This is a genomic window from Deltaproteobacteria bacterium HGW-Deltaproteobacteria-6 (assembly GCA_002840435.1).
GTDB lineage: Bacteria > Desulfobacterota > Syntrophia > Syntrophales > Smithellaceae > UBA8904.
In genome coordinates this window covers 194,596-215,510 of record PHAT01000003.1, presented here as the reverse complement: position 1 = coordinate 215,510, position 20,915 = coordinate 194,596, and the positions used below count along the sequence as shown (strand labels likewise).

The window sequence follows — 20,915 nt, the reverse complement described above, 5'->3', positions numbered from 1 at the left end:
GTTGTCAGATTATCAGGGAGAGATGACGGATGCGTGTATTTGCGGATAGAGCTTATCTGGTCATGGTGTACTTCTGCTCATCTTTGGGGACATACCACTTGATGATGTTGTGGCCGATGCCGATAGGGGCGGGCTCTATACCGCGGATGCTTTTCGATATAATGATTAATTCATCGGGAACATAGAGGAATGTATAAGGTTGATCTTCCGCCAGGATTTCCTGAAAACGATCATAATATTTTTTACGTTCGTCCTGATTGAAGGTGCTACGGCCCTTCACCAGCATATCGTCGGCTTCCGGATTATTATAGGAAACAAAGTTAAGCTCTTCCCGTGCGGTCTTACTGGAATGCCATACATCATAGGCATCAGGGTCAAGCGGAATCGTCCAGCCCAGGATGACCGCGTCAAAGCGCCGTTTATTGATAAAATCCGTCACAAATGCCGACCATTCCAGAATGCGGATTGTTGCAGTGATGCCGACTTCTTTCAGTTGACGCTGAATAATTTCCGCGCATTTCTGCCGGGTTTCATTGCCCTGATTGGTCAGGATTTCAAATACAAAGGGCTTGCCGTCTTTCTCCAGAACGCCATCACCGTTTTGATCCGCAAAGCCCGCCTGTTTGAGCAGGTCGCGTGCTTTGGCCGGATCGTAATTGTAAATTTTTACCTTGTCATTATGCGCCCAAGTCCCCGGTTTGTATGGCCCCGTTGCGGGTTTGCCCAATCCCAGAAGCACGCCGCTGACGATTTCGTCTTTATTAATGGCGTATGATATGGCCTGCCTGACCCGTTTATCCGTAAAGAGCGGATTTTTGAGATTATAACCCACATACGTATAGGCAAAGGCGAGATAGCGATACTTGTTAAAATTCTCTTTGAATAAATTATTGTCCGTCTGCCTTGTATATTGCAGTGGCGTGAGCCCCATCATGCCGATATTCCGGGCGCGCAGTTCCAGAAACATGGTGGCGGTATCGGGAATAATGCGTGTAATCCGTCCGTCAAGGTAAGGACGCCCTTCAAAATAATTCTCATTGGAAACCAGCACAATCTTTTGCCCCGCCACCCATTCCTTAAATTTGTATGGCCCGGTGCCAATGGGATGGCGCGAAAGCGGACTTTTGGTGATGTCTTTTCCTGCCAGCAGGTGTTTGGGCAGAATAGCGGATGACCAGCTGATTAAAGCGGGTGCGAAAGGCTTGTCGTAAGTTACGCGAAACGTGTAATCATCCAGTGCTTCGGCTTTTTTTATCTTTTGAAAATCTCCCGCGTAAGCGGTCGGTGTTTTGGGATCTACCGTTACCTGATAGGTGTAAAGCACGTCGGCTGTGGTAAATGGCTTGCCGTCATGCCATTTGACGCCCTTACGCAAATGGAACGTGATCACCAGACCATTGTTTGTGATTTCCCAGGATTCAGCAAGATCTCCGGTAATATTCATGTTCTTGTCATATTTGACCAGTCCGTTAAAGACCATGCCGCCTACGGCGTGAGACGCCGAATCGGATGCCAGAAGCGGAATCAGGTTGCTGGCATCCCCGATGGTGCCCTGTACCAGAATATCCCCATAGGCGGGAGGCTTGTTGGCCTGTTTGTGGACATTGTTTTGTGAAGGCGTCTTATCACACCCGGCCAGGACAAACACAACCAACAAGATGATGAAGAAATATTTTTTTAGCATACTGGTTTTCATAGCCCAGGAAACCTGTCTTTGCAATATGATTTTATATCTCTCCCGTTGCCATTCCATCCAGGAAGCGGTAGAAACCATTAATAATTTCTATGTAATTGCTGCCATTTGAACATACAACCCCATCAATAAAACTTCTATATTTAATCCTCGCTTTTAAAATGGATTTGTGAATACATTCTAAAGCGGAGATTGAAAATATGTTTATTTTCCGAAGGAGATCGTTATGAAGGTCAAGACACAGGAGCGTTTTAATTTTTATTCACACCTTGCCGGGATGGTCGCCGCCGTTATCGGCACAATCTATCTGGCAATAGCAGCCAGTAAGTCTGCCTCCGGTCTTGTTACCGCGCTTATTTATGGAATTTCCGTTGTTTTCCTTTTTTCGGCAAGCACGCTGTATCATGCCTTTAAAAAAGAAGAGAATGAACTGTCCTTCTGGCGAAAAATGGATCGGCTGGCCATTTTTTTCATGATCGCGGGAACATTCACGCCGATTTGCTATTTTTGTCTGGAGGATCCGTACAAATGGTGGATGATTGCCTTCCAGTGGAGTCTGGTGGGTGTTGGCGTGATTTCCCAGATTTTTTTCCCGCGAGCGCCCAGAAAACTGTATGCGATTATCTATCTATCCATGGGCTGGTCCGCGCTCTTGACCATCAAACAAATGCTGGCCAATATGTCATCATCCCAGGCAGTTCTCCTTGTTTCAGGCGGCCTTGCTTTCACCGCAGGGGCCATTATTTACGCCATAAAAAAGCCCAGGATAATTCCGGGTGTTTTCAGTTTCCATGAAGTCTTTCACATTATGGTGCTGATCGGCGGAGTCCTGCATTATGCGATGATTTACGGAGTTTATTCCCATCTTGGCGCCTGATTAATGGATACGGCACTTCCCCTCACCAAACCAGGCCTCGCAACGGAGAAACTTCTGTCCCGCGAGTCGGCGTTGTTTGTTCAAGAGTATGAAAAGAACTACACGGCGGGAGAAAGCAAACCTCCGGATATCGGGATGCCCTTTTTTCTGCATGCGCCTGATTCGGATACGGGCGTGCTGCTCATTCACGGGCTTATGGCTGCGCCTGCGGAAGTAAGAGAATGGGCGGATTTTCTGCATGCCAAAGGTCTGACCGTTTATGCGCCGAGGCTTTCGGGTCACGGAACATCCTCTGAAGATCTCTCGGTTCGCAACTGCCACGACTGGCTGAATTCAGTTGATCGCGGCCATGCCATTCTGAAAACATGCTGTAAAAAAATTCTGATCGCCGGTTTTTCAACCGGTGCGGGTCTTGCTCTGCAATCGGTTATTCTGAAACCCCGTGACTTTGAGGCCGTCATTGCCATCAGTGCGCCGCTGCAGTTTAAAAGCTTTTCATCCCGATTTGCCGAACTTCTGAACGGGTTCAATCATTTTTGCATTCTTCTGGGACTGCGACATCTGGCCATCGAGTTTATGAAAAACGATGCGGACAATCCTCACATCAATTATCTGCGATGTCCGGTCAGCGCTTTTGTTCAGGTAAAAACCCTCATGAGACAAGTCCGCCGGTTGCTTCCCGGCATTGGCATTCCGGCGCTGGTCATTCAGGCAAAGAATGATCCTAAAGTCGCACCCCAAAGCGGGCCGGCAATATTCCAACGTCTGGGCACGGACCAAAAGCATTTTGTCTGGATTGATTTTAACCGACACGGAATTGTGCGAGGCGGGATCGCCCTCGAAGTTTTCAAACATGTAGAATCATTTCTTGCGATGTATGGTCTGACTAAATCCTCAAAATAAATGCGGGACAGTTTCAAGGCGTCCCCGTCAGCGCCCTGGGGCGGCCGCTCCATCATCACAGGCTGCACGTGTTAAATTCCGGCGGCTCCATGATGGTGATTCTTTTTCGTTTTAAATATTCCCGGAAACCATAAAGACGCTTGCCTCGATACTCCATCACTACCGCATCGGCAGGGCAATTATTCAGACAGCCGAAGCAGGCGAGGCACTTGTCCCGATCAACCGTTTGTCTGGCGGGATTGATGGCATTGACCGGGCATTTTTTAACGCAGGTTTGACAACCGATGCATTTGGCCGCATCAACCGTGTGCTTGTTGATGGCTTTTTTGTTCAGCCAAACCAGAGGCAGTACCTGAAAAGCTTCCCTTAAAGCCAATTCATAACGAATGGAAACTGTTTCACCCCGGGCAATCCGTTCCAGAGTTCCTGCCGTAAAGCGGCGCACCTGCTCAAAAGTTGCCGCGTCGGGTAGATGCTGTCCGGCTGTTTGAAGAGGGGTATTCCAATCAGGTGTTGGATATGAAGCAATATTCCGGAAGGCATCCCTGCCTGTGGGAACGCCGCCTTTCTCCGCCAGGAGTTTGAGGATGTGGCAGGATGCGTTATATTGATTGCCTTCCGGGCCGCCGAAAGAAACGAAGGCGGCAACCGGTGTCCCCGAAATGGCAGGAATGGTTTCCAGCCACCCGATGACATTGGCGGGGGTGTCATAATAAAATACCGGCGTGCCGACAATAATCAGATCGTAACCGGTAAGCGCGCTTTTGTTGAACTCCTGCATATCGCGCACATCTGCTGCAAGTCCTTTTCCTTTGAGGATGCAGCCGATCAGTCTGGCATAGCGGCTGGTTTGACCCGTCTGACTGTGCCACAACACCAATGCCTTTTTCGGGCTGCGCGTTTTTAATTCAGGATAGGCGGCGCGGCCTTCACGCGTCAGAGAAAGGGGAAGACACAGCGCAGCACCCACAACAGCACTTTTCTTGATGAAGTCACGTCTTGTATCCATAGGGCCTCCCTAATTTTCTTTTATCAAATCAAGTTTAGACGGGTTTATTTCCGGTTCATTGCTTTTGGCCATTCCACGTGGTTTCCACCACTCGGAGTTAAATGCCAGATTAGGGACACTCAATGGTTGCCCCGGCCTGGGAAGCATCAAAGCAATGTGCTTACTATTGGCCTCCGCAATAAGTTCCTCTACGGGTGCGGCCCATTCATGAAGCGCTAAAGTAAAAGTTCCCCAGTGCACAGGTAATAATATTTTTCCTTGAAGGTCTATATGCGCCTTTACAGCATTTACCGGGCCCAGATGAATGGCCCCCCAGTTGGGATGGTAAGCGCCTATTTCCAGAATGGTTAAATCAAATGGTCCGTATTTTTCTCCGATATCTTTATAGCCGGGGAAGTAGCCGGAATCGCCGCCGAAATATACTTTATGCTTTGCGCCGGCAATGACCCATGAAGCCCAGAGTGTTTTATCTCTGCCGAATAAACTTCTTCCTGAGAAATGACATGCCGGAGTTGCGGTCAGTTTATGGTTTTCGCCGACCATGATGGAATCCGACCAGTCCAGTTCATGAATCTGTCCGGCAGGTATTCCCCATTCTTCCAGATATTCTCCAACGCCAAGCGGCATGTAAAAATTGATGCCCTGTTTCCCTAGTTTGATGATGGTTGCTTCATCAAGATGATCGTAATGATCGTGCGATATAATAACACCGTCGATTTTGGGAAGTTTATCAAGCGCAAGCGGAGGATCGAAGAAACGACTTGGGCCCGCGAAGGAAAAAGGCGAAGCTCTTTTGCTCCACATCGGATCGGTCAGGAAGCGCTTTCCGTCAATTTCTATCAACACCGTGGAATGGCTGATCCATGTGACACGCAAACCGGAAGCGGGCAAAGAATTTAACTGATCGGCATCTGTTTTAAATGGCTCTATCTTAAATCGGGGCTGCCGGTCTTCATCCCCGCTGATCCATTTCCATAGTGTGCTGGAAAGGGTGCCGGGTTTACTGATGGTTGTAGGGATCGGATTGACAAACTTATCGCCCTGAAAATTTTTTGATTTCATGATGGACTCTTTTCGGGTTTCATTGTCGTTCTCTCCATAAGACGATTCACAATTCATATAGTAAATTACCAGTGCCGCAATTAAGACGCATAAAATAATGGTTATTCTTCTCATAGTTCCAATTTGCCAAGCTTAAAAAAATATCTACTCCGTCTTAATGCCCAACGCCTGCTTGACCTGCTGCATGGTTTCCTGATTAATTCTGGCGATCACGAATTTGCCTCTGCGCTCGGTAACAATGAGATCAGCATTGGTAAGTTCCTTCAGATGATGCGATATGGTCGGCGCGCCGATATTCAGGCAGCTCATAATATCAGAAACGTAGCATTCATCGTTTTCCGCCTGATAACTCGTTTCCTGCTTTTTGGCGATTTCCAGATAGAGCTCCAGCCGGTTAGGGTGGGAAAGCGCTTTCATGACTTTGGCCAGTTGTTTAGTATCCATGGGCACCCTTTTTCTGAATTATTCATTTCGATAACTGTCGAATTGACTATACCGGGCATTTTGCCAGGTGTCAATATATTTATTGAACCCGCCTGTCCTTCAGTGGTATCAAAAGCAAAAGTTGCTCCATAGAGCAGCGGATGAGGAATGCATGAAAATTTATTTTGCCGGATCGATCCGGGCAGGGCGCCGTGACGCCGCGATCTATGACGCCATGATTAAGCGGCTGCAATCTTTCGGGGAAGTATTAACCGAGCATGTGGGTAATGCCTCTCTCTCGGTGGCGGGTGATGATGGCCCAAATGACGGGCATATCCACAACCGGGATATGGCATGGCTTGAAACCTGCGATCTGGTTGTGGCCGAAGTGACGGTGCCATCCCTGGGTGTGGGGTATGAACTGGGATGGGCGACGGCGCAAAAAAAGCCTGTCTTGTGCCTTCATCGGATCATGCCGGGGCGGCCCTTGTCCGCCATGATTGCCGGCAGCCCCGGAATACAGACGACCGTATATTCTTCCATGGACGAAGCTGAAAAAATCATGGAAGAGTTCATCAGAGCGACTGCCGAAGGAATCAGCGGGGATTTGCGTAAAACTTGAATTAGCTCCCTTTTCTAACCGCCTGATCACCTGATCACCTGAAGGTGACGCGAGGTGGCGCGAGGGGGATTTAGGGGGATTTTTGCTTTATTTGTACAATCCACCCCAACCCTCCTTTCTGAAAGGAGGGAGTGTCTCGCTGAAGCAAGAATCTCCCCTGGCCCCTCTTTGGGATAGAAGAGATCACTCAGTGAAGTTTCTCAGGAGCAGGTAAATGCCCATACCACTGGAACTGCTGTCACCGGCAGGCAACGCCGATATCGGGATTGCCGCCATCGATCACGGCGCGGATGCCGTGTACATCGGCGCTCCTAAATTTTCCGCCAGGGCCGAAGCGGGGGTGGGCGTCGCCGATATCGCCCGGCTGATCCGGCATGCGCACCTCTATCATGCCAGGGTCTATGTGGCGCTTAATACGATTCTCACGGATGAGGAAATCGCCGAGTCGCTTGATATCATCCGGGAGGTCTATCAGTTGGGCGCTGACGGCCTGATTATTCAGGATGTGGGCTTACTGGAACTGGATCTGCCTCCGATTCCGCTTATTGCCAGTACCCAGATGCACAACAGCACGGTTGAGAAGGTGCGGTTTTTGGAGGACGTGGGGTTCCAGCGGGTGATCCTGGCCAGGGAGCTCTCCTGTGACGAAATTGCCGGCATTCATCGAAAAACAAAAATAGAATTGGAAGTCTTTGTGCACGGGGCCTTGTGCGTATCCTACAGCGGGCAATGTTACATGAGTCAGGCCGTCGCGGGCCGGAGCGGTAATCGCGGCGTCTGCGCCCAGCCCTGCCGGTCCCACTACACGTTGACGGACGGCGCCGGCAACATGATCCTGCAAAACAAATTTCTTCTGTCCCTCAAAGATATGAACCGGATGAATGCCATACCGGATCTGATTGCAGCCGGGGTTACCTCCTTTAAAATCGAAGGAAGATACAAGGGAATCGAGTATGTAAAGAATGTCACGGCCGCCTACCGGCAGGCTATCGATCGGTTCATCAGCGGCAATCCCGGTTACCGGAAGAGCAGTTCCGGCGTAAGCACGTTCACCTTTTCGCCGGACCCGGACAGGACCTTCAACCGCGGCTATACCCGATACTTTATTGTCGGCGGGAGAGAAAAGGTCGCCTCCCTGGACACGCAGAAAGCCATCGGACAGCATCTGGGGAAAGTTACTGCGTTGGGGAAAGATTTTTTTCGACTGGACCGCCATGATCTTCAAAACGGAGACGGGCTTTGCTTTTTCACCAGGAAGGGCGATCTGGCGGGATTTCGCGTCGACCGCGTGGAAAAAGAAAAAATTTATCCCAGCAACATGAAGGGGCTTTCGATCGGAACCATCCTCTATCGCAACCATGATATGGCCTTTACCAGAATCCTTCAGAAATCCTCGGGCGTTCGCCGCATAGCCGTGGACATGGATTTCCGGCAGGAGGATCAGTTGATTCATCTTGCGGTGAGAGATGAAGATGGTAATGAAGCCGAGACAGTAAAGGAGGTTATATTTGAGCCTCCCCGTGATCCGGATCGCGCCTTAAAGCAGATTGAGACACACCTTTGCAGCACAGGCAATACACCCTATCGGCTGGCAGGGTTGACGATTCAGCCGCGAGAGCCTAGCTTTCTTCCGGCAAGCCTGCTGAACGGCATCCGGCGCGATGTATTGGATGCGCTCACAAAAGTCAGATGTGAAACATTCCCGCGTCCCGACATTCCGCTTACACCCAATGCCGTTCCATACCCGGAAAAGATGCTCGACTTCCGCGCCAATGTGGCAAACGCTCTTGCCCGGCGTTTCTATGAACGCCACGGTGCGGTCGTTACGGAGCCTGCCTTTGAGAATCTTTCCGACACAAACGGAAAAACGGTCATGACCACCCGCCACTGCATCCGGTATCAATTGGACATGTGCCCCCGGGAGCAGAGTCCTTGCTGCCCCGTCCAAGAACCGCTCAGGATCAGGGATGCCCATCATACCTATCGTCTTGAATTTGACTGCCGGCAGTGCAGGATGTTTTTGATTCTGGAAAATTAATAGTGCGTCTTGCCCTGGCCCTCGTTTGGGAAAGCCATGCGCGCTTTTTTAATCGGCGTCCATCGCTTGATGCTTACAGCCTTTCACGCCATCACTTGTCGTCAAAACGGTTCCCCTGTTTCGGGCGCCTCACTTTGACTTAGCCGCGAAGGTCGTGAACAGCTTTGCGTTTTCTTTTACGATGAATGTACCCAGTTCCGTCAGGTTCCGGTGTTCGGCAAAACCATAGTCCAGTTTGGCTGTGCTGAACTGCGGATCGAAAGCGAACTCGCCGCGTCCAAACATGTTTCGTAAAAATCCGGGCTGATTATAGCGCGCTTTGGCGGCAGCTTTATCGAACGCCGCGACCGACTTGAGTTTTACATACAGGATGTCCGGCACTTTATTGTTGCCCGAAACAAGATGCACCGGTTCATTTACCCGGTCGAGTTGTTCAACGACAAAATCGGGTTGCGGGATGTGATTGCGCTGCATGAGCGTGCGCAGGCCTTCAAATTTCTGACGCGCGCCTTTTGTGCCGCCGTGTTCCGGGTCGTGTTCGGCATCAACGGCGATGATGTAGCCGCAACCGCGATTCACCAGCGATTCGATGCCGAGGTTGTTATAGTGGCCGCCGTCGGCGACATCCAGGCGATGCGCCTGCGGCGGATTGGGCATCGGTGTCGGCCGTCCGTCGGCAAAGTTGATGATCTCGCGGCTCAATCCATGCCCGGAAACTTCATCGCCCAGGCCGGGAACGTGAAAGGCGACGGCGGCGCCGGAGATGGCGATGGCATCCCGGATGCGAATGGTCTGATCGTCCGCGAGCATCTCTTTAGTGTCCAGATAACCGAGGGAGCGGGAACCGCAGTACAGCCTTGTCATCTCGAAGCATTCCTGGGTAATGTCGAAGGTATCGGGCCTGCGGAAATTCAGGGTGCCGTTGACGATCAGGAAAGGGCGGTCGTTATCGCGAATCAGCTTTGGATCGTTCAGCGGATTGTAACGTCCGTAGTCTCCGTGTTCGCGAAGAAAAGTCCGCGCCAGAAGCCTGCCGTAGAGATCGCTTACATAATTATTGTCCGGGCGGGTCAGCGCCGCTTCTTCTATCAGCCGCTGGGGATTGACGAGCAGTGACTCAAAGCCTTCCTCAATGAAGTTTGCGCGGTCTTCCGGGATATTGAAAAAGTAGTCAAGATTTTCCGCCATGGCAAACGGGGTGGCGATCCAGGAACCGCCGGATACGGCGGAAATGTAATCCACCTTGGTAAGCAAGCCCAGTTCATAAAGGCCGCGAAGGATGCCGTAGCAGAAGATAGCCGACCGGTAGCCGCCGCCGGAGAGGGCAAGGCCCAGCGTGTCTTTGGACTTCTTGTTGCGGGTTAAGGTCCGGCTCTCCGGCCAAAGCGCGCCGACATCCGCGCCTAATGCGCCGAAGTTGGGATTGAAGCGGGAGGTGTAGCTGCCGCTGGTTTGTAAGTCCGCCTTAGGTGTCATAACTTATTCCTCCTTTTCTTTCCGTAATTTGGTGAAGGGGCTGACAGGTGATGATTTGAGTGGGTAGCTTTGTTTTATACACCGCTAAAAAGCTCAGTTGGAGCGCAATGACGGTGTGTTTGCTTGTTAAACGGTCATATTCGGATATTCACTTTCAATATCCCAAAGGAGAGCAATAGGGTCCCCTAACTTTAAATATCCGGTCCCATCAGCTTGGACAAACAATGGTTCTCCGTGCATTAAAGCAGTCAGTTTTATGCCTCGCCACTCAGCTTCAGTTTTAGGTTCATTTTTGTTAAAATGCCATTTTGTATTGTGGAATATTGCATTGCGACAATGCCGAAGAAATTCCCATTTCTTTTCGTTGCTTCGACAAATATTATGTTTTGTTATTTCATGAGCCATCGCAAGGCATGCAGATGCTGCACGGACTTGGAAGGGCAAAAGATAACCATGATTAAGAGTTATTTTTTGAGCTACATATTCAATGCTCACATCCAACGTTTCTGTGTCTCCGGTAACAGAGAGACTCAATGGAGATAGCAAACTTCTAATACCTGTTTCTATATCATTTCCGGTATCACTACACTGTGGAGGAACAGTAAAGTTTCGCTTACCATTGGCCGCAGCAATCACTCCTATTGCGCAAATCTCCTTTATCCCATGCAATTGGGCTAAGTACGACATGACCAAGGGATAGAAAGGTTTTGATATATCGAAATTGTATTTCATTTCTCTCTAATTCTTTGTTTAACACTTAATCTACGTCACATGTAAAATCTGGCTTTTTGTGCGAAATCTGTTTTGAGGATGATTCCTTCCTACATAAAAACTCATTGAAAATCAATTTATTATTCATTTCTGCCGTGCAAAAGATTCCTCTTACAGAAAATGCGTGGCACGTTTTTTTTACGGGTTTTTGGCAAAAAAGAATAATTTAATCTGATCGTCTTCATAACCTGCAAGGATATGTTTGTCCTGCGGGGTAAGAATTCTTTCTTTAATAATCATTTTGACCTGAACAAAATTACGATGTAAGATGCCGCACTTTTAAAATAATTGCATCGGGTAAACTACCCTCATGGCTGAAGAGAAAACAACCAGAACGGCTCGGCGCAAGATGCGCGAAGAAACTTTGCGGATGAAGGCCGCGGGCTTCTGGGATGTGCTGTCCGACGCCATAAAAAACTTCAGCCATAACAGTGACGCCAATCAGGCGGCGGCCATCGCCCTCTATGCCATTTTGTCCGCTATTCCGCTTTTGATTTTAACCATCATCGCCGCCGGATCTTTCTTTACTTCCAATCCGAATATTCAGGCGGACATCATGGGCGCCGTTCAAAGTATCCATCCCTATTTCTCCGAGAAAATTTTTAACCAGCTGGGGCAGATCGAAGGCAAGAGTGAAGTCCTGGGCTGGATTGGAGTGCTGGGCCTTGTCTGGCTGTCGGCTGCGATTTTTAATGTCGTTGAATCGGCGCTCAACATTATCTTCCGGTCCCGGCGGAAACGCAATTATTTCGTTTCCAAGCTGATGGCCGTCTGCATGATACCGGCAGCCTGGATTATCGGCGGGTTAAGTATTTTGATCGGCTATGCGGCGATGCTGCTGGCAAAAGGTGTTCTGCTCCTGCCCGGAAACGGGGGGAATTTGTTGACTGCTCCGGTGCAAATTGTTCTGCGTTACATTGTTCCGTATTTGATGGTGGTGATTCTGGTTACCGCCATTTACCGGATCATTCCCACGCTGAAAATCCGTTTTTCCGTTGCTCTGGCCGGCAGCATGATTTTTGCCGTTCTTCTCGAAATCGCCAAACAGTTTTTCACCTGGTACATGACCAACTACACCCGCTACAATGTTATTTTCGGATCGCTGGAAACGATTGTGATTCTGGTCCTCTGGGTTTTCTACGTGGCTCTGATATTTTTGTTCTGCGCCGAAATGATGTCCTCTTATGAGCGGCGTGACGTCCTGCTTCTGGAGAGGGCTCTGCTCAAGCCTCATCATTCCAGATTGAAAGTGGATGAACGCCTCTTTAAAAAATTCGGTCAGACCTACACCCGGGACAGCATTATTTTCAACGAGGGTGATCAGGGATTCGAGATGTTTTATATTCTTTCCGGCCGCGTCTGTCTGGAACGCGTCGATTGTCAGGTCAAAAAGACGCTTGCGGAAATGGGGCCGGGGCAATATTTCGGTGAAATGGCGGCGCTCATTGACGTCCGGCGCACGGCGACGGCCCGTGCTCTGGAAGACAGCCATCTGGCGGTGATTGATGCCGCGACGTTCCAGAATCTGATGCGCGAAAGCCGCGAAGTGGCGCTTTCCATGCTGCGGGAATTTTCCACGCGTCTGAAAAATTCCAATGCCGCGCTGGAAGAGTTTACCAATTTCTGGACGCGCCTGGTGATCATCATGCATTTTCTGGATCAGCCCCGGGCGTCTCTGGAGGAGCATATTCCCGGGCTTTCTCAGCTGACCCGAAAGCAACCGGCTGAAATCAGCAAATTAATTGAAGAGCTTTCCGATCAGGGAATCCTGATCATTAAAGATAATCTGAGTCTGGAAGTCTCCCGTGATAAAATGTGGTCCATGCTTGATTCCGGCACGCTGAAAAAATGTTTTCTGGAAGAGGGGAAGCAGGACATTGCCGGGACCGGAGAGGAGCGCCTATGACGACGCGTTCGAAGGCCGGCAGATGGATGTGGCTGATCATCATTTGTCTCATCTTCCTGGGATCGGCATCGACCCGGGTGGCAGCGGGTGCAACTGCCGTGGCGGTAAGCCGTGCCAATTCCGCCGTTGAGATAGCCGCTCATGCCGAATACCTGCTGGATGACTCGGGTACGCTCCGTTATGAAGATATTGTCCGGGGACAACTGCCGTTCCAACGTCACACGAAGAATTCCTTTCAGTTCAGTTTCAAAAATGCCACGCTCTGGATCAAATGCCGCGTTGCCGCCGTTGCTGACGAAAACATTGCCGTCATGAACCACCGACATTCTCTGCTGGCTTTCGACAACGCAGCTCTGGGATCGGTAACGCTTTGGGTGCCGGTTGCCAAAAACGGCAGACCCGATGTCATTGAGCTCAGGGGAGGATGGCAGCAAAACAATCAGAGACAGGAGTTCCCCTTTCTCAATCTGACGTTCGTATTACCCGACAATATTGACGATTCCCGTCCGGTCATTGTCCGCGTCGCCACCCCCTTCCTGCTTCAGTTTCGCGCGACTCTTTATACCATCGAAGCATTCCAGGCAAACAGCTTCATCCTCTTTCTGATCGTCGGAGTCTGCGCGGGTATTTTGATTGCCATGCTGCTGTATAATTTTGGCCTCTATCTGTTCACTCGCGACAAACACTACATCTACTATATCCTCTATATCTTTTTCTTACTGCTCTGGCAGTGTACGCTCTCCGGGCTTTTCCAATATGTCCATCCTGTCGTTGGCACATTTATGATCACCTATATCAATGTGTTCGCCTTATGCATGATGCTTTTTGCCACCATCTTCGCTATTATGTTCCTGGACACGGTCCAAACGGCCCCTCGTCACGATGCCCTGTTGAAAGGCCTGGCCGTCTGCATGGTCATCCTTATCCTGATGTGCTTTCTTACGCATCTCTGGATCATTACCCCGCTGGCCTATCTGATGGGACAACTGATCACGGTGGCGGTTTTCACGGCGGCCATTTCATCGCTGCGGTCCGGATTCAGACCGGCCAAGTACTACCTTATCGCCGTCAGCGTTCTTCTCTGTGCCGCCATTATTTTTCTTCTCAAGTTTTATGGTTTGATCTCCAACAATAAAGTGACCATGCATATTGTTTTTTTTGGCAGCGCGGTTGAGTCTATCCTTCTTTCCTTCGCTCTGGGCTACCGCATCCGCATCATGCGGGAACGGGAAAAGAGCCTGCAGGCGATCAGCGTCACGGATGAACTGACAGGACTTTTCAACCGGCGGTTTCTTAACAGGTCGCTCGCCAAAAAAATGGCCGAGGTGCGTCGCAGCAACACAACGCTGTCCCTGCTGATGGTAGACGTGGACTATTTCAAAAATTTTAACGACACCTATGGCCATTTGGAAGGGGATCAGGTGCTGGTGTTTCTGGGCAAGATGCTCACTCAAACGTTGCGGGAAGAGGATATCGCCTGCCGTTACGGCGGCGAAGAATTTGTGACGATTCTCCATAATGCGGATAAAAACGCCGCGCTGGAAGCGGCCGAACGCATCCGGTCCCGCTTTGAACAAATGGCTTTTACTCCCGGTGCGGGAAAAACAATCCACCTGACGGTGAGCATCGGTGTGGCCCAGTGGCTTCGCGACGAAAGCCCGGAACAGTTTATCTTTCGGGCCGATCAGGCCATGTATCAGGCCAAACAGACTGGACGAAACCGGATTTGCAGCGCGTGATAACAGATAGCAGCGTAGTGTCTCATTCCAATCTTGTCATGTCGCTCAAGCGGGAGATATCCTTGTCCCGAAAGCAGTAAGGGATAGGCAAGACTTCTCCCTGTGGTTTACGTGACAAAAACACCAATGTCGTTCCAATGATATCTTTTATGGCAGACAGGCATTAGACCTTGCGGCGGACCAGCCTTTTGCGCACAACTTTTTTAACACCGCCTGCCGCAGGCGCTGCGGAGGCGGTCAATGCCTGACGATGTTGACAGGTGGCCCGCGGGCATTTCAGGATCATGTTTCCTTCACTGTCCGCAACTTCCACCATAAACGGATTCTTGCAGCGCGGACAGGGGATCTGATGCGGCCTGCCCCAGCTGATGAAGTTGCATTTATCCGACGTGCAGGAATAAAAAAGTTTCCCGCCGGCGGTTTTTTCTTCTTTCAGCGCATTGGTCTTGCAGATCGGGCACGTCAGCGCCAGTTCCTTTTCAAAAGCGGCGATTTTTGCGGCAATCGCGTCATCATCCACCACTTCCGGTTCCTGGGTTTCCTGCTCCGGCGCTTGTTCCTCTGCGGGTGCGGCGGTTGGCGCTGCAATCGGAGCTTTTTCAACTTCCGCTTCGCGATCGGTCGCAATCGCGCCGGCTTCCATGTTCACTTCCGGTTCCCGGGTTTCCGGTTCCGGCGCCCGGGATTCAGACGAAACCTCAACGGGCGGTTCAAACAACAAGTCGTCCGGCATCGGCGGCTTTTCCACCTTTGCCTTGATGGTCGTGCTGGTCACAACGTAGTCCCGGAAAATTTTTGAACTGCTGTGCTTGAGTTCTTCGACCTTCTGGGGCGCGACGGCGGGTTTGGGCGGCGGTGTAATGACGGGTATTTTTGCCTTGGGCAGTGGAACGCCCTGTTTTTGCAGGGTCTGCTCAAAGCGCGACAGCGCGGTTTCCAGATCAACACGTCCGCTTTCCACTTCCTGAATCGTCTGGCCGATATAAGCCAGCATGCTCATTCCCTGCATTTTGGGATAAATCCGGTTGAACATCCGCGCGGTATCACGGGTGGCCTGATAGGAGTAAAAATGGCCGTCCGCCTGAAGATGGAGAAATTTCTTTACAACCATTTCGGAAACGGTTTTCTGCAGATGCTCGTCCATCTCCAGGCCGGCTTCTCTGGTGTCCGCTATGAATGTTTCCATGGAGTAGCGTTCGCTGACATCGCCATAAATATCCTCAATGGCCAGTTCCCTGCCGCCTAAGAGAATAAAACAAACAATATTGTCCAGCGTGAAGGTTAAACCGCCGACAGACTGTTTAGAAGTGGTTAAACGTTCATAATGCTTCACAAATACCTGCTCAAACCGGAGCTTTAAGGCTTCTTCCATCATTTTCCCCGAATCTTTTTGTGTTTGATAATTGGCGTACTTTAATGTTCAACTTCCGTATAGGCATCTCTGCCGAAAAAATCACTGTTTTTTTAATCTATTTTTGATTATTCTGCAAGGGTGTTTGCGGTTGGTAGATATTCTCGATATATTATTAATACCAATTCGCTTTCTTCGGCTAACTTTGTTGGCTTCGTCGTCGGCGTCCTCAACATATTACCAATATGCCTGCGGCGCCTCCTCCTTGCCGCCTCGTTATCCTTTGACCGGGGGCGCAACCCAGAGAAGGGAGCGCAAAGAGAATAGCTTATCACCCTATCGGGAAGTGACGCCGTGTCGGCGGCAGCTTCAAATCGAAATTGTATAACATTTTTGGTGTCCGGAGACTGCGCTGTGCCCATTGTAATCAAGCTTCAGGATATTGACGAAGCCATAGAAAACCTTCGCTACAAAAACGAGACAACCCTCAAATCCAGACTTTTGCGGGCGGTGCGGCAGTATTATTCAGATGACGACTCCGCCGAATCCCTTCAGACGATTGACGCGGAAGAGCTGGTGAAGACCGTCTGGGAAACCGGTGACGACCGCGACCTTCTCAAAACCAAACGCAAAAATTTCAGCAGCCTTAAATCCAGTGTCAACAGCGATTTGAAAAAACTTTACGTTGATGGAAAGAATCCGCAGGGCATCGTGATCGGCCCCGAAAATATCTTTGCCATTTCCAATGAGGCCAAAGACAAAGCGCTTGCCGGCATTATGGATGTCTTTAAGGAAAAGGGCATCGACACCCAGAGCAAAGTCAGCGAAATCCTGTCTGCTCTGAGCGACATTTTGTCCACCACCGCACCCGGCCCTGACGCGGAAAACACCAAAGAGGAAATCGACCGTCTGAAAAACATTCTGGGCGACATATCCGGCAAATTGGGACTTTCTTTGCAGGATATCATCCGCCGCACGGCGGCGGCAGACAGCGGCGAACTTTCCATAATCGACAAGGGTTTGCAGGGGCTGGCTCTGGAAGCGGCCAATGCCGCAGCAGGGATTCAGAGCGCCCGCGTAAAAGAATCCGTGAGCGAGGCTTTCAGCAATATTGTTCAAGTGCTCAAGGATGCGAAAACGGACGCGGCGGGCAAAGCTAAAAAGATTATGGCCGCCGTTGAAGGCATGCTTTCTGAGGCGATTGATGCTTCGGGCGAGGAATTGTCCGGCGATCAGGCGGGTAAAATCAAAGAGATCTTCCATGACATTATCGAAGGCAGGGAAGAAGCGGTCCCGGCAGCGGATAAGGCGGAAACGTCCGCGGCGCGGGTCCACACGCAGTTGTTATCCGATGTTAATGCCATTCTGGCCGACGCGGAAATGAGCGCAAGCGACAAGATCAGCAAAATCATGTCCGCCGTGAATGAAATGATCGGTGAGGCATTGGCTTCAGCAGGCTCCGGACTGGGCGATGAAGATAAAGCGCGTATCCGGGAGATGATGGGCAATATTACCGGCAATCTTGATGCGTTGGGCCGGGAGACACTTGACGGAATGGCGGCAGTCGGCGACAAAATACTGGCCCCTGTTAAAAAATCCATCCATGCGGCTCTTGACGATATTGTTCAGATTCTGAAAGACACTGAAGCAGACGCGGCAGGCAAAGCTAAAAAGATTATGGCCGATGTTGAAGAAATTCTGACCGGCGCCATTGCCGATTCAGGCAGGGAGTTGCCTGATGATCAGGCCGGCCGGCTTAAGGAAATTTTCCATCAGATGGCACAGGGTGCCGGTGAAACGCCGCCCGCTGAAGCAACGTCCGCCCAGATCGCGGGAGGAGAGCTGCTGGCAACGGTTTCTTCCATCCTCGGGGAAGGTGGATTGAGCGCAGGCGACAAGATCAGCAAAATCATGTCTGCCGTGAATGAACTGATCGGTGAGACGCTGACCGGGGAGAGCACGGGATTAAGCGACGAAGACAAAACGCATATCCGGGAGATGATGGCGAACATCACCGGCAACCTTGATACATTGGGGCAGGAGGCTCTCGCCGGATTCGAGGTTGTTGAAGAAGAAATTGAAGCGGGCGGGGAGGAGGCCGTTGAAATCGTCGAAGAAATCGTTGACGAGGCTGTCGTAACGGAAGACGCGGGCGTCCCGCCAACAGATGAAGCAGTGGAAATCGCTGTGCTGCCTGACGAGGGGGACTTGCCGCCCGAAGTGGTGGTCGAAGAAATTACCGTGCCACCCGCAGAGGTGGTCGATGAAGGTTTTGAATCCGCCGATGGGACGGAAGAATTTGCAGAAGAACTGGAACTGGCCGCCGCGGCCAGTGCCGAACTCCTTGAAGAAATTACTGAGGCGGGTCTTGATGAATTTGTCGGAGAGCTGGAAGAAATCGTTGAGACGGATAAGGGGCCTTCAGAAAAAATCGGAGACGGAGAATCGGCGGAAGAGATTGCCGTGCCACCTGACGAGGTGGTCGAAATCGTTGAAGATGTTGCCGTGTCACCCGATGAGGTGACGGAGGAGGACCTGAAAACAGGCACGGAAGAAACGATAGGCGCGAGAGACGTCGGCCTGTCACCCGAAGAAATGGCTGACCTGGAATCTCTTGCTGCTCCCGTTGAGGCTGCCTTGTCACCTGACGAGGTGATTGAAGTCGTCGATGAAGCCGCCATCGCTTCAGATGTCGTGATCGAAGAGACGGAGGCGGCAGCAGGAGATGAAGGGGTTGAATTTGTCGATGCCGGAATTGACGACACCACGGTGGAAGTCGTTGAAGAAATAGTGGATGAAGCCGCAGCCGGGGAATCCGTGGCGGCGGATGCCGCGGATCTCGGAGCGATCGAGCAATCTGCAAGTCAGGATTTTGTCGAAGAAGTTCCCTTGTCACTCGACGTGGCAGACTTGCCACCTGACGAGGTGGTCGAAGAAATTAGCCTGTCATCCGAAGTGGTGGTCGAAGAAACAGACAACGACGCATCGGACATTCAGGTTATTACTGACGGCAAAAAAGTTGATGACGACCTTCGGGAGAAAACGGAGTTATTAACGCGTCTGGCCCAAGCTGCAGGGGCGCTTACGGCCATGGGGCCTGATTTAAGCGGCAATATCTACACGGAAGAGGAAATCCGGGAGAAAGCCAAATTTCTGTCCGAAGAATTCGACCGCTACCTGAGCATCCGCAACAGATTTTACAACGCGCACATCTTAATTAAAGGCGGCGACTATCTGGTGGGCGGCGCGCATCTGGCCAAAAGCGAACTTGCCGAACAAATCGTCACCTTACCGGATTTCTATATCAGCAAGTTCCCCGTCACCAACTCGCTTTTTGAAATATTTGTGGAACAGACAGGCTATATCACAACCGCGGAGAAATATGGCTTCAGCCTGGTTTATTTTCCGCGTATGCAGCGCAGCCGTGATCCGGTTACCGGTGTGGAAAGATTCTCCCTGCACAATCAGGCCTATAGTAAAAAAGTGCCGGGCGCCTGCTGGCACCAGCCGTTCGGGCCGGGCAGTTCTTTGCATCTTAAAAGAACGCATCCCGTTGTGCAGGTCAGTGTGGATGATGCCCGTGCCTTTGCCGCCTGGACCGGCAAGAGACTTCCGACGGAAATCGAATGGGAGGCGGCCGCACGGACGGCGAAAGGTTTGATTTATCCCTGGGGCAGCCAGTGGCAGGATGATGCCTGCAATATTGAAAAGAGTCTGCACGGGGATACGGCGCCGGTGGACAAATATGTAAAATTTGCCAATTCCGCCGAAGTAGCCGATACGCTGGGCAACGTTCTGGAATGGACCAGCGACGTTATCGGTGACCGGGAAGCAGCGGACACATATATTGTCAAAGGCGCCAGCTGGATTTCGCACGGAGAGATCAGCCTGACCGACCGGCACTACATCGAGAGGAACGTATCATCCAATATTCTGGGATTCCGCTGCGTTGCGATTTAAAATGATCCTGTCTTGACAGTCGGCGCAATCTTTGAAATACATTTTATAACTTTTTATCAAGGAGGAAAACCATGAAAGCTGCCGTATTGCATGGCGCAAAAGATATTCGAACCGAAACCGTCCCCGATCCCGTTTGCGAACCGCACGGGGTCATCATTAAAGTTAAAGCCTGCGGTGTATGCGGTTCCGATCTGCACTGGTATAAAGAGGACGGCCATGAAGGAACCATTTTCGGGCACGAATTCAGCGGTGACATTGTGGAAGTGGGTTCCGATGTGAAGGGTATCGAGAAGGGCACGCGCTGCACGGCTGTTGGTTTTTCTCCCTGCGGCAAGTGTTTCTGGTGCAAACAGGGCAAGACGCACCGCTGCCAGGCTATGGCGCTTCTGGGTTATCAGTTCCCCGGCGCAATGGCCGAGTATGTTCATGTTCCCTTCGCGGCGCCCGGCCGCAGTATCTTTCCGCTGCCGGAGGAGCTGACCTATGAAGATGCGGCGTCGGTGGAACCGCTCTCCATTTCCTATTTTTCCGTCAACCGGGGGCAGCCCAAAGAAGGTGAAATTATTGCCGTCATCGGCCTGGGCGTGATTGGTCTTTATGCAATCCAGGTGCTCAAGGCGATGGGCGCGGGAAAAATTCTGGCCGCGGGCCGGAGGCCGGCACGTCTGGCCGCGGCAAAGCTTTGCGGCGCACAACAGGTGATTGACGCGGCCAAAGAAGATACATTGCAGGCTGTTATGGAAGCAACGGGAGAGCTGGGCGTCAATACCGTTGTCGAATGCGCAGGCACGCAGACAACATTTGATCAATCCATCGCCATGGCGCGCGGCGGAGGCAAGATTCTGCTGGTCGGTATTTACGAAGAAGCAATTTCCTGGCAGCCCCTGCCCGCCATCAGTAAAAACCTCACACTGGTCGGCTGTCTGGGCGGTAATTTCCCCGCCGCCATTGAATTACTCAAAAGCGGCAAGGTCAAAACAAAAGACATGATTTCGCACCGGTTTTCGCTGGATCAGGCAGCCGACGCTTTCCGCGCGCAGCTTCAAGACCCGGCTGCCATCAAGGTAATGATTAAACCTTAAAGG

General features: G+C 51.0%; 15 protein-coding genes. 8 read left to right on the top strand and 7 right to left on the bottom strand.

Annotated elements, in window-relative coordinates:
* Positions 1-52 precede the first annotated feature (52 nt).
* Entirely contained in the window at positions 53-1,684 is a 1,632-nt protein-coding gene (locus CVU71_07750; protein ID PKN19533.1) for a peptide-binding protein, read from the bottom strand.
* Between the two features lie 235 nt (positions 1,685-1,919).
* Between CVU71_07750 and CVU71_07745 the strand changes: the two genes are divergently transcribed.
* Both CVU71_07745 and CVU71_07740 read left to right on the top strand, forming a co-directional pair.
* A complete protein-coding gene (locus CVU71_07745; protein ID PKN19391.1) occupies positions 1,920-2,570 on the top strand; it encodes a hemolysin in 651 nt (216 codons plus the stop codon).
* Positions 2,571-2,573: 3 nt separating this feature from the next.
* Positions 2,574-3,473 carry a hypothetical protein gene (locus tag CVU71_07740; GenBank protein ID PKN19390.1) on the top strand — a complete coding sequence of 300 codons (900 nt, stop codon included), beginning with the start codon at positions 2,574-2,576 and terminating at the stop codon, positions 3,471-3,473.
* A 55-nt stretch (positions 3,474-3,528) separates the two neighbouring features.
* Here CVU71_07740 and CVU71_07735 read toward each other — a convergent pair whose 3' ends face one another.
* The 3 genes from CVU71_07735 to CVU71_07725 form a co-directional block, all read right to left on the bottom strand.
* A complete protein-coding gene (locus CVU71_07735; GenBank protein ID PKN19389.1) occupies positions 3,529-4,482 on the bottom strand; it encodes a hypothetical protein in 954 nt (317 codons plus the stop codon).
* 9 nt (positions 4,483-4,491) lie between these two features.
* Positions 4,492-5,544 carry an MBL fold metallo-hydrolase gene (locus tag CVU71_07730; protein PKN19532.1) on the bottom strand — a complete coding sequence of 351 codons (1,053 nt, stop codon included), beginning with the start codon at positions 5,542-5,544 and terminating at the stop codon, positions 4,492-4,494.
* Positions 5,545-5,688: 144 nt separating this feature from the next.
* Positions 5,689-5,988, bottom strand: a complete 300-nt coding sequence (locus CVU71_07725; protein ID PKN19388.1) for a transcriptional regulator — start codon at positions 5,986-5,988, stop codon at positions 5,689-5,691.
* A 151-nt stretch (positions 5,989-6,139) separates the two neighbouring features.
* Between CVU71_07725 and CVU71_07720 the strand changes: the two genes are divergently transcribed.
* Together CVU71_07720 and CVU71_07715 are read left to right on the top strand one after the other, a co-directional pair.
* Entirely contained in the window at positions 6,140-6,589 is a 450-nt protein-coding gene (locus CVU71_07720; protein ID PKN19387.1) for a nucleoside 2-deoxyribosyltransferase, read from the top strand.
* 214 nt (positions 6,590-6,803) lie between these two features.
* Positions 6,804-8,627 carry a collagenase-like protease gene (locus CVU71_07715; protein PKN19386.1) on the top strand — a complete coding sequence of 608 codons (1,824 nt, stop codon included), beginning with the start codon at positions 6,804-6,806 and terminating at the stop codon, positions 8,625-8,627.
* A gap of 129 nt (positions 8,628-8,756) precedes the next feature.
* On the opposite strand, the gene CVU71_07710 is transcribed toward CVU71_07715, so the two are convergent.
* The gene (locus CVU71_07710; GenBank protein ID PKN19385.1) at positions 8,757-10,103 is read right to left on the bottom strand and encodes a hypothetical protein; all 1,347 of its coding nucleotides are present in this window, start codon (positions 10,101-10,103) and stop codon (positions 8,757-8,759) included.
* Positions 10,104-10,229: 126 nt separating this feature from the next.
* Entirely contained in the window at positions 10,230-10,835 is a 606-nt protein-coding gene (locus tag CVU71_07705; protein ID PKN19384.1) for a hypothetical protein, read from the bottom strand.
* 349 nt (positions 10,836-11,184) lie between these two features.
* On the opposite strand from CVU71_07705, the gene CVU71_07700 reads away from it, so the two are divergent.
* Together CVU71_07700 and CVU71_07695 are read left to right on the top strand one after the other, a co-directional pair.
* Positions 11,185-12,780 (top strand): hypothetical protein, encoded by a 1,596-nt coding sequence (locus CVU71_07700; GenBank protein ID PKN19383.1) that lies wholly within the window; start codon positions 11,185-11,187, stop codon positions 12,778-12,780.
* The gene (locus CVU71_07695; protein ID PKN19382.1) at positions 12,723-14,519 is read left to right on the top strand and encodes a hypothetical protein; all 1,797 of its coding nucleotides are present in this window, start codon (positions 12,723-12,725) and stop codon (positions 14,517-14,519) included. Before CVU71_07700 ends, CVU71_07695 begins: the two co-directional genes overlap by 58 nt.
* A gap of 163 nt (positions 14,520-14,682) precedes the next feature.
* On the opposite strand, the gene CVU71_07690 is transcribed toward CVU71_07695, so the two are convergent.
* Positions 14,683-15,894, bottom strand: coding sequence for a hypothetical protein (locus CVU71_07690; GenBank protein ID PKN19381.1), 1,212 nt, complete (start codon positions 15,892-15,894; stop codon positions 14,683-14,685).
* Positions 15,895-16,284: 390 nt separating this feature from the next.
* On the opposite strand from CVU71_07690, the gene CVU71_07685 reads away from it, so the two are divergent.
* On the top strand, positions 16,285-19,830 hold the full coding sequence (locus CVU71_07685; GenBank protein ID PKN19380.1) for a hypothetical protein: 3,546 nt from the start codon (positions 16,285-16,287) through the stop codon (positions 19,828-19,830).
* Between the two features lie 71 nt (positions 19,831-19,901).
* Entirely contained in the window at positions 19,902-20,912 is a 1,011-nt protein-coding gene (locus tag CVU71_07680) for an alcohol dehydrogenase (GenBank protein ID PKN19379.1), read from the top strand.
* Positions 20,913-20,915 lie beyond the last annotated feature (3 nt).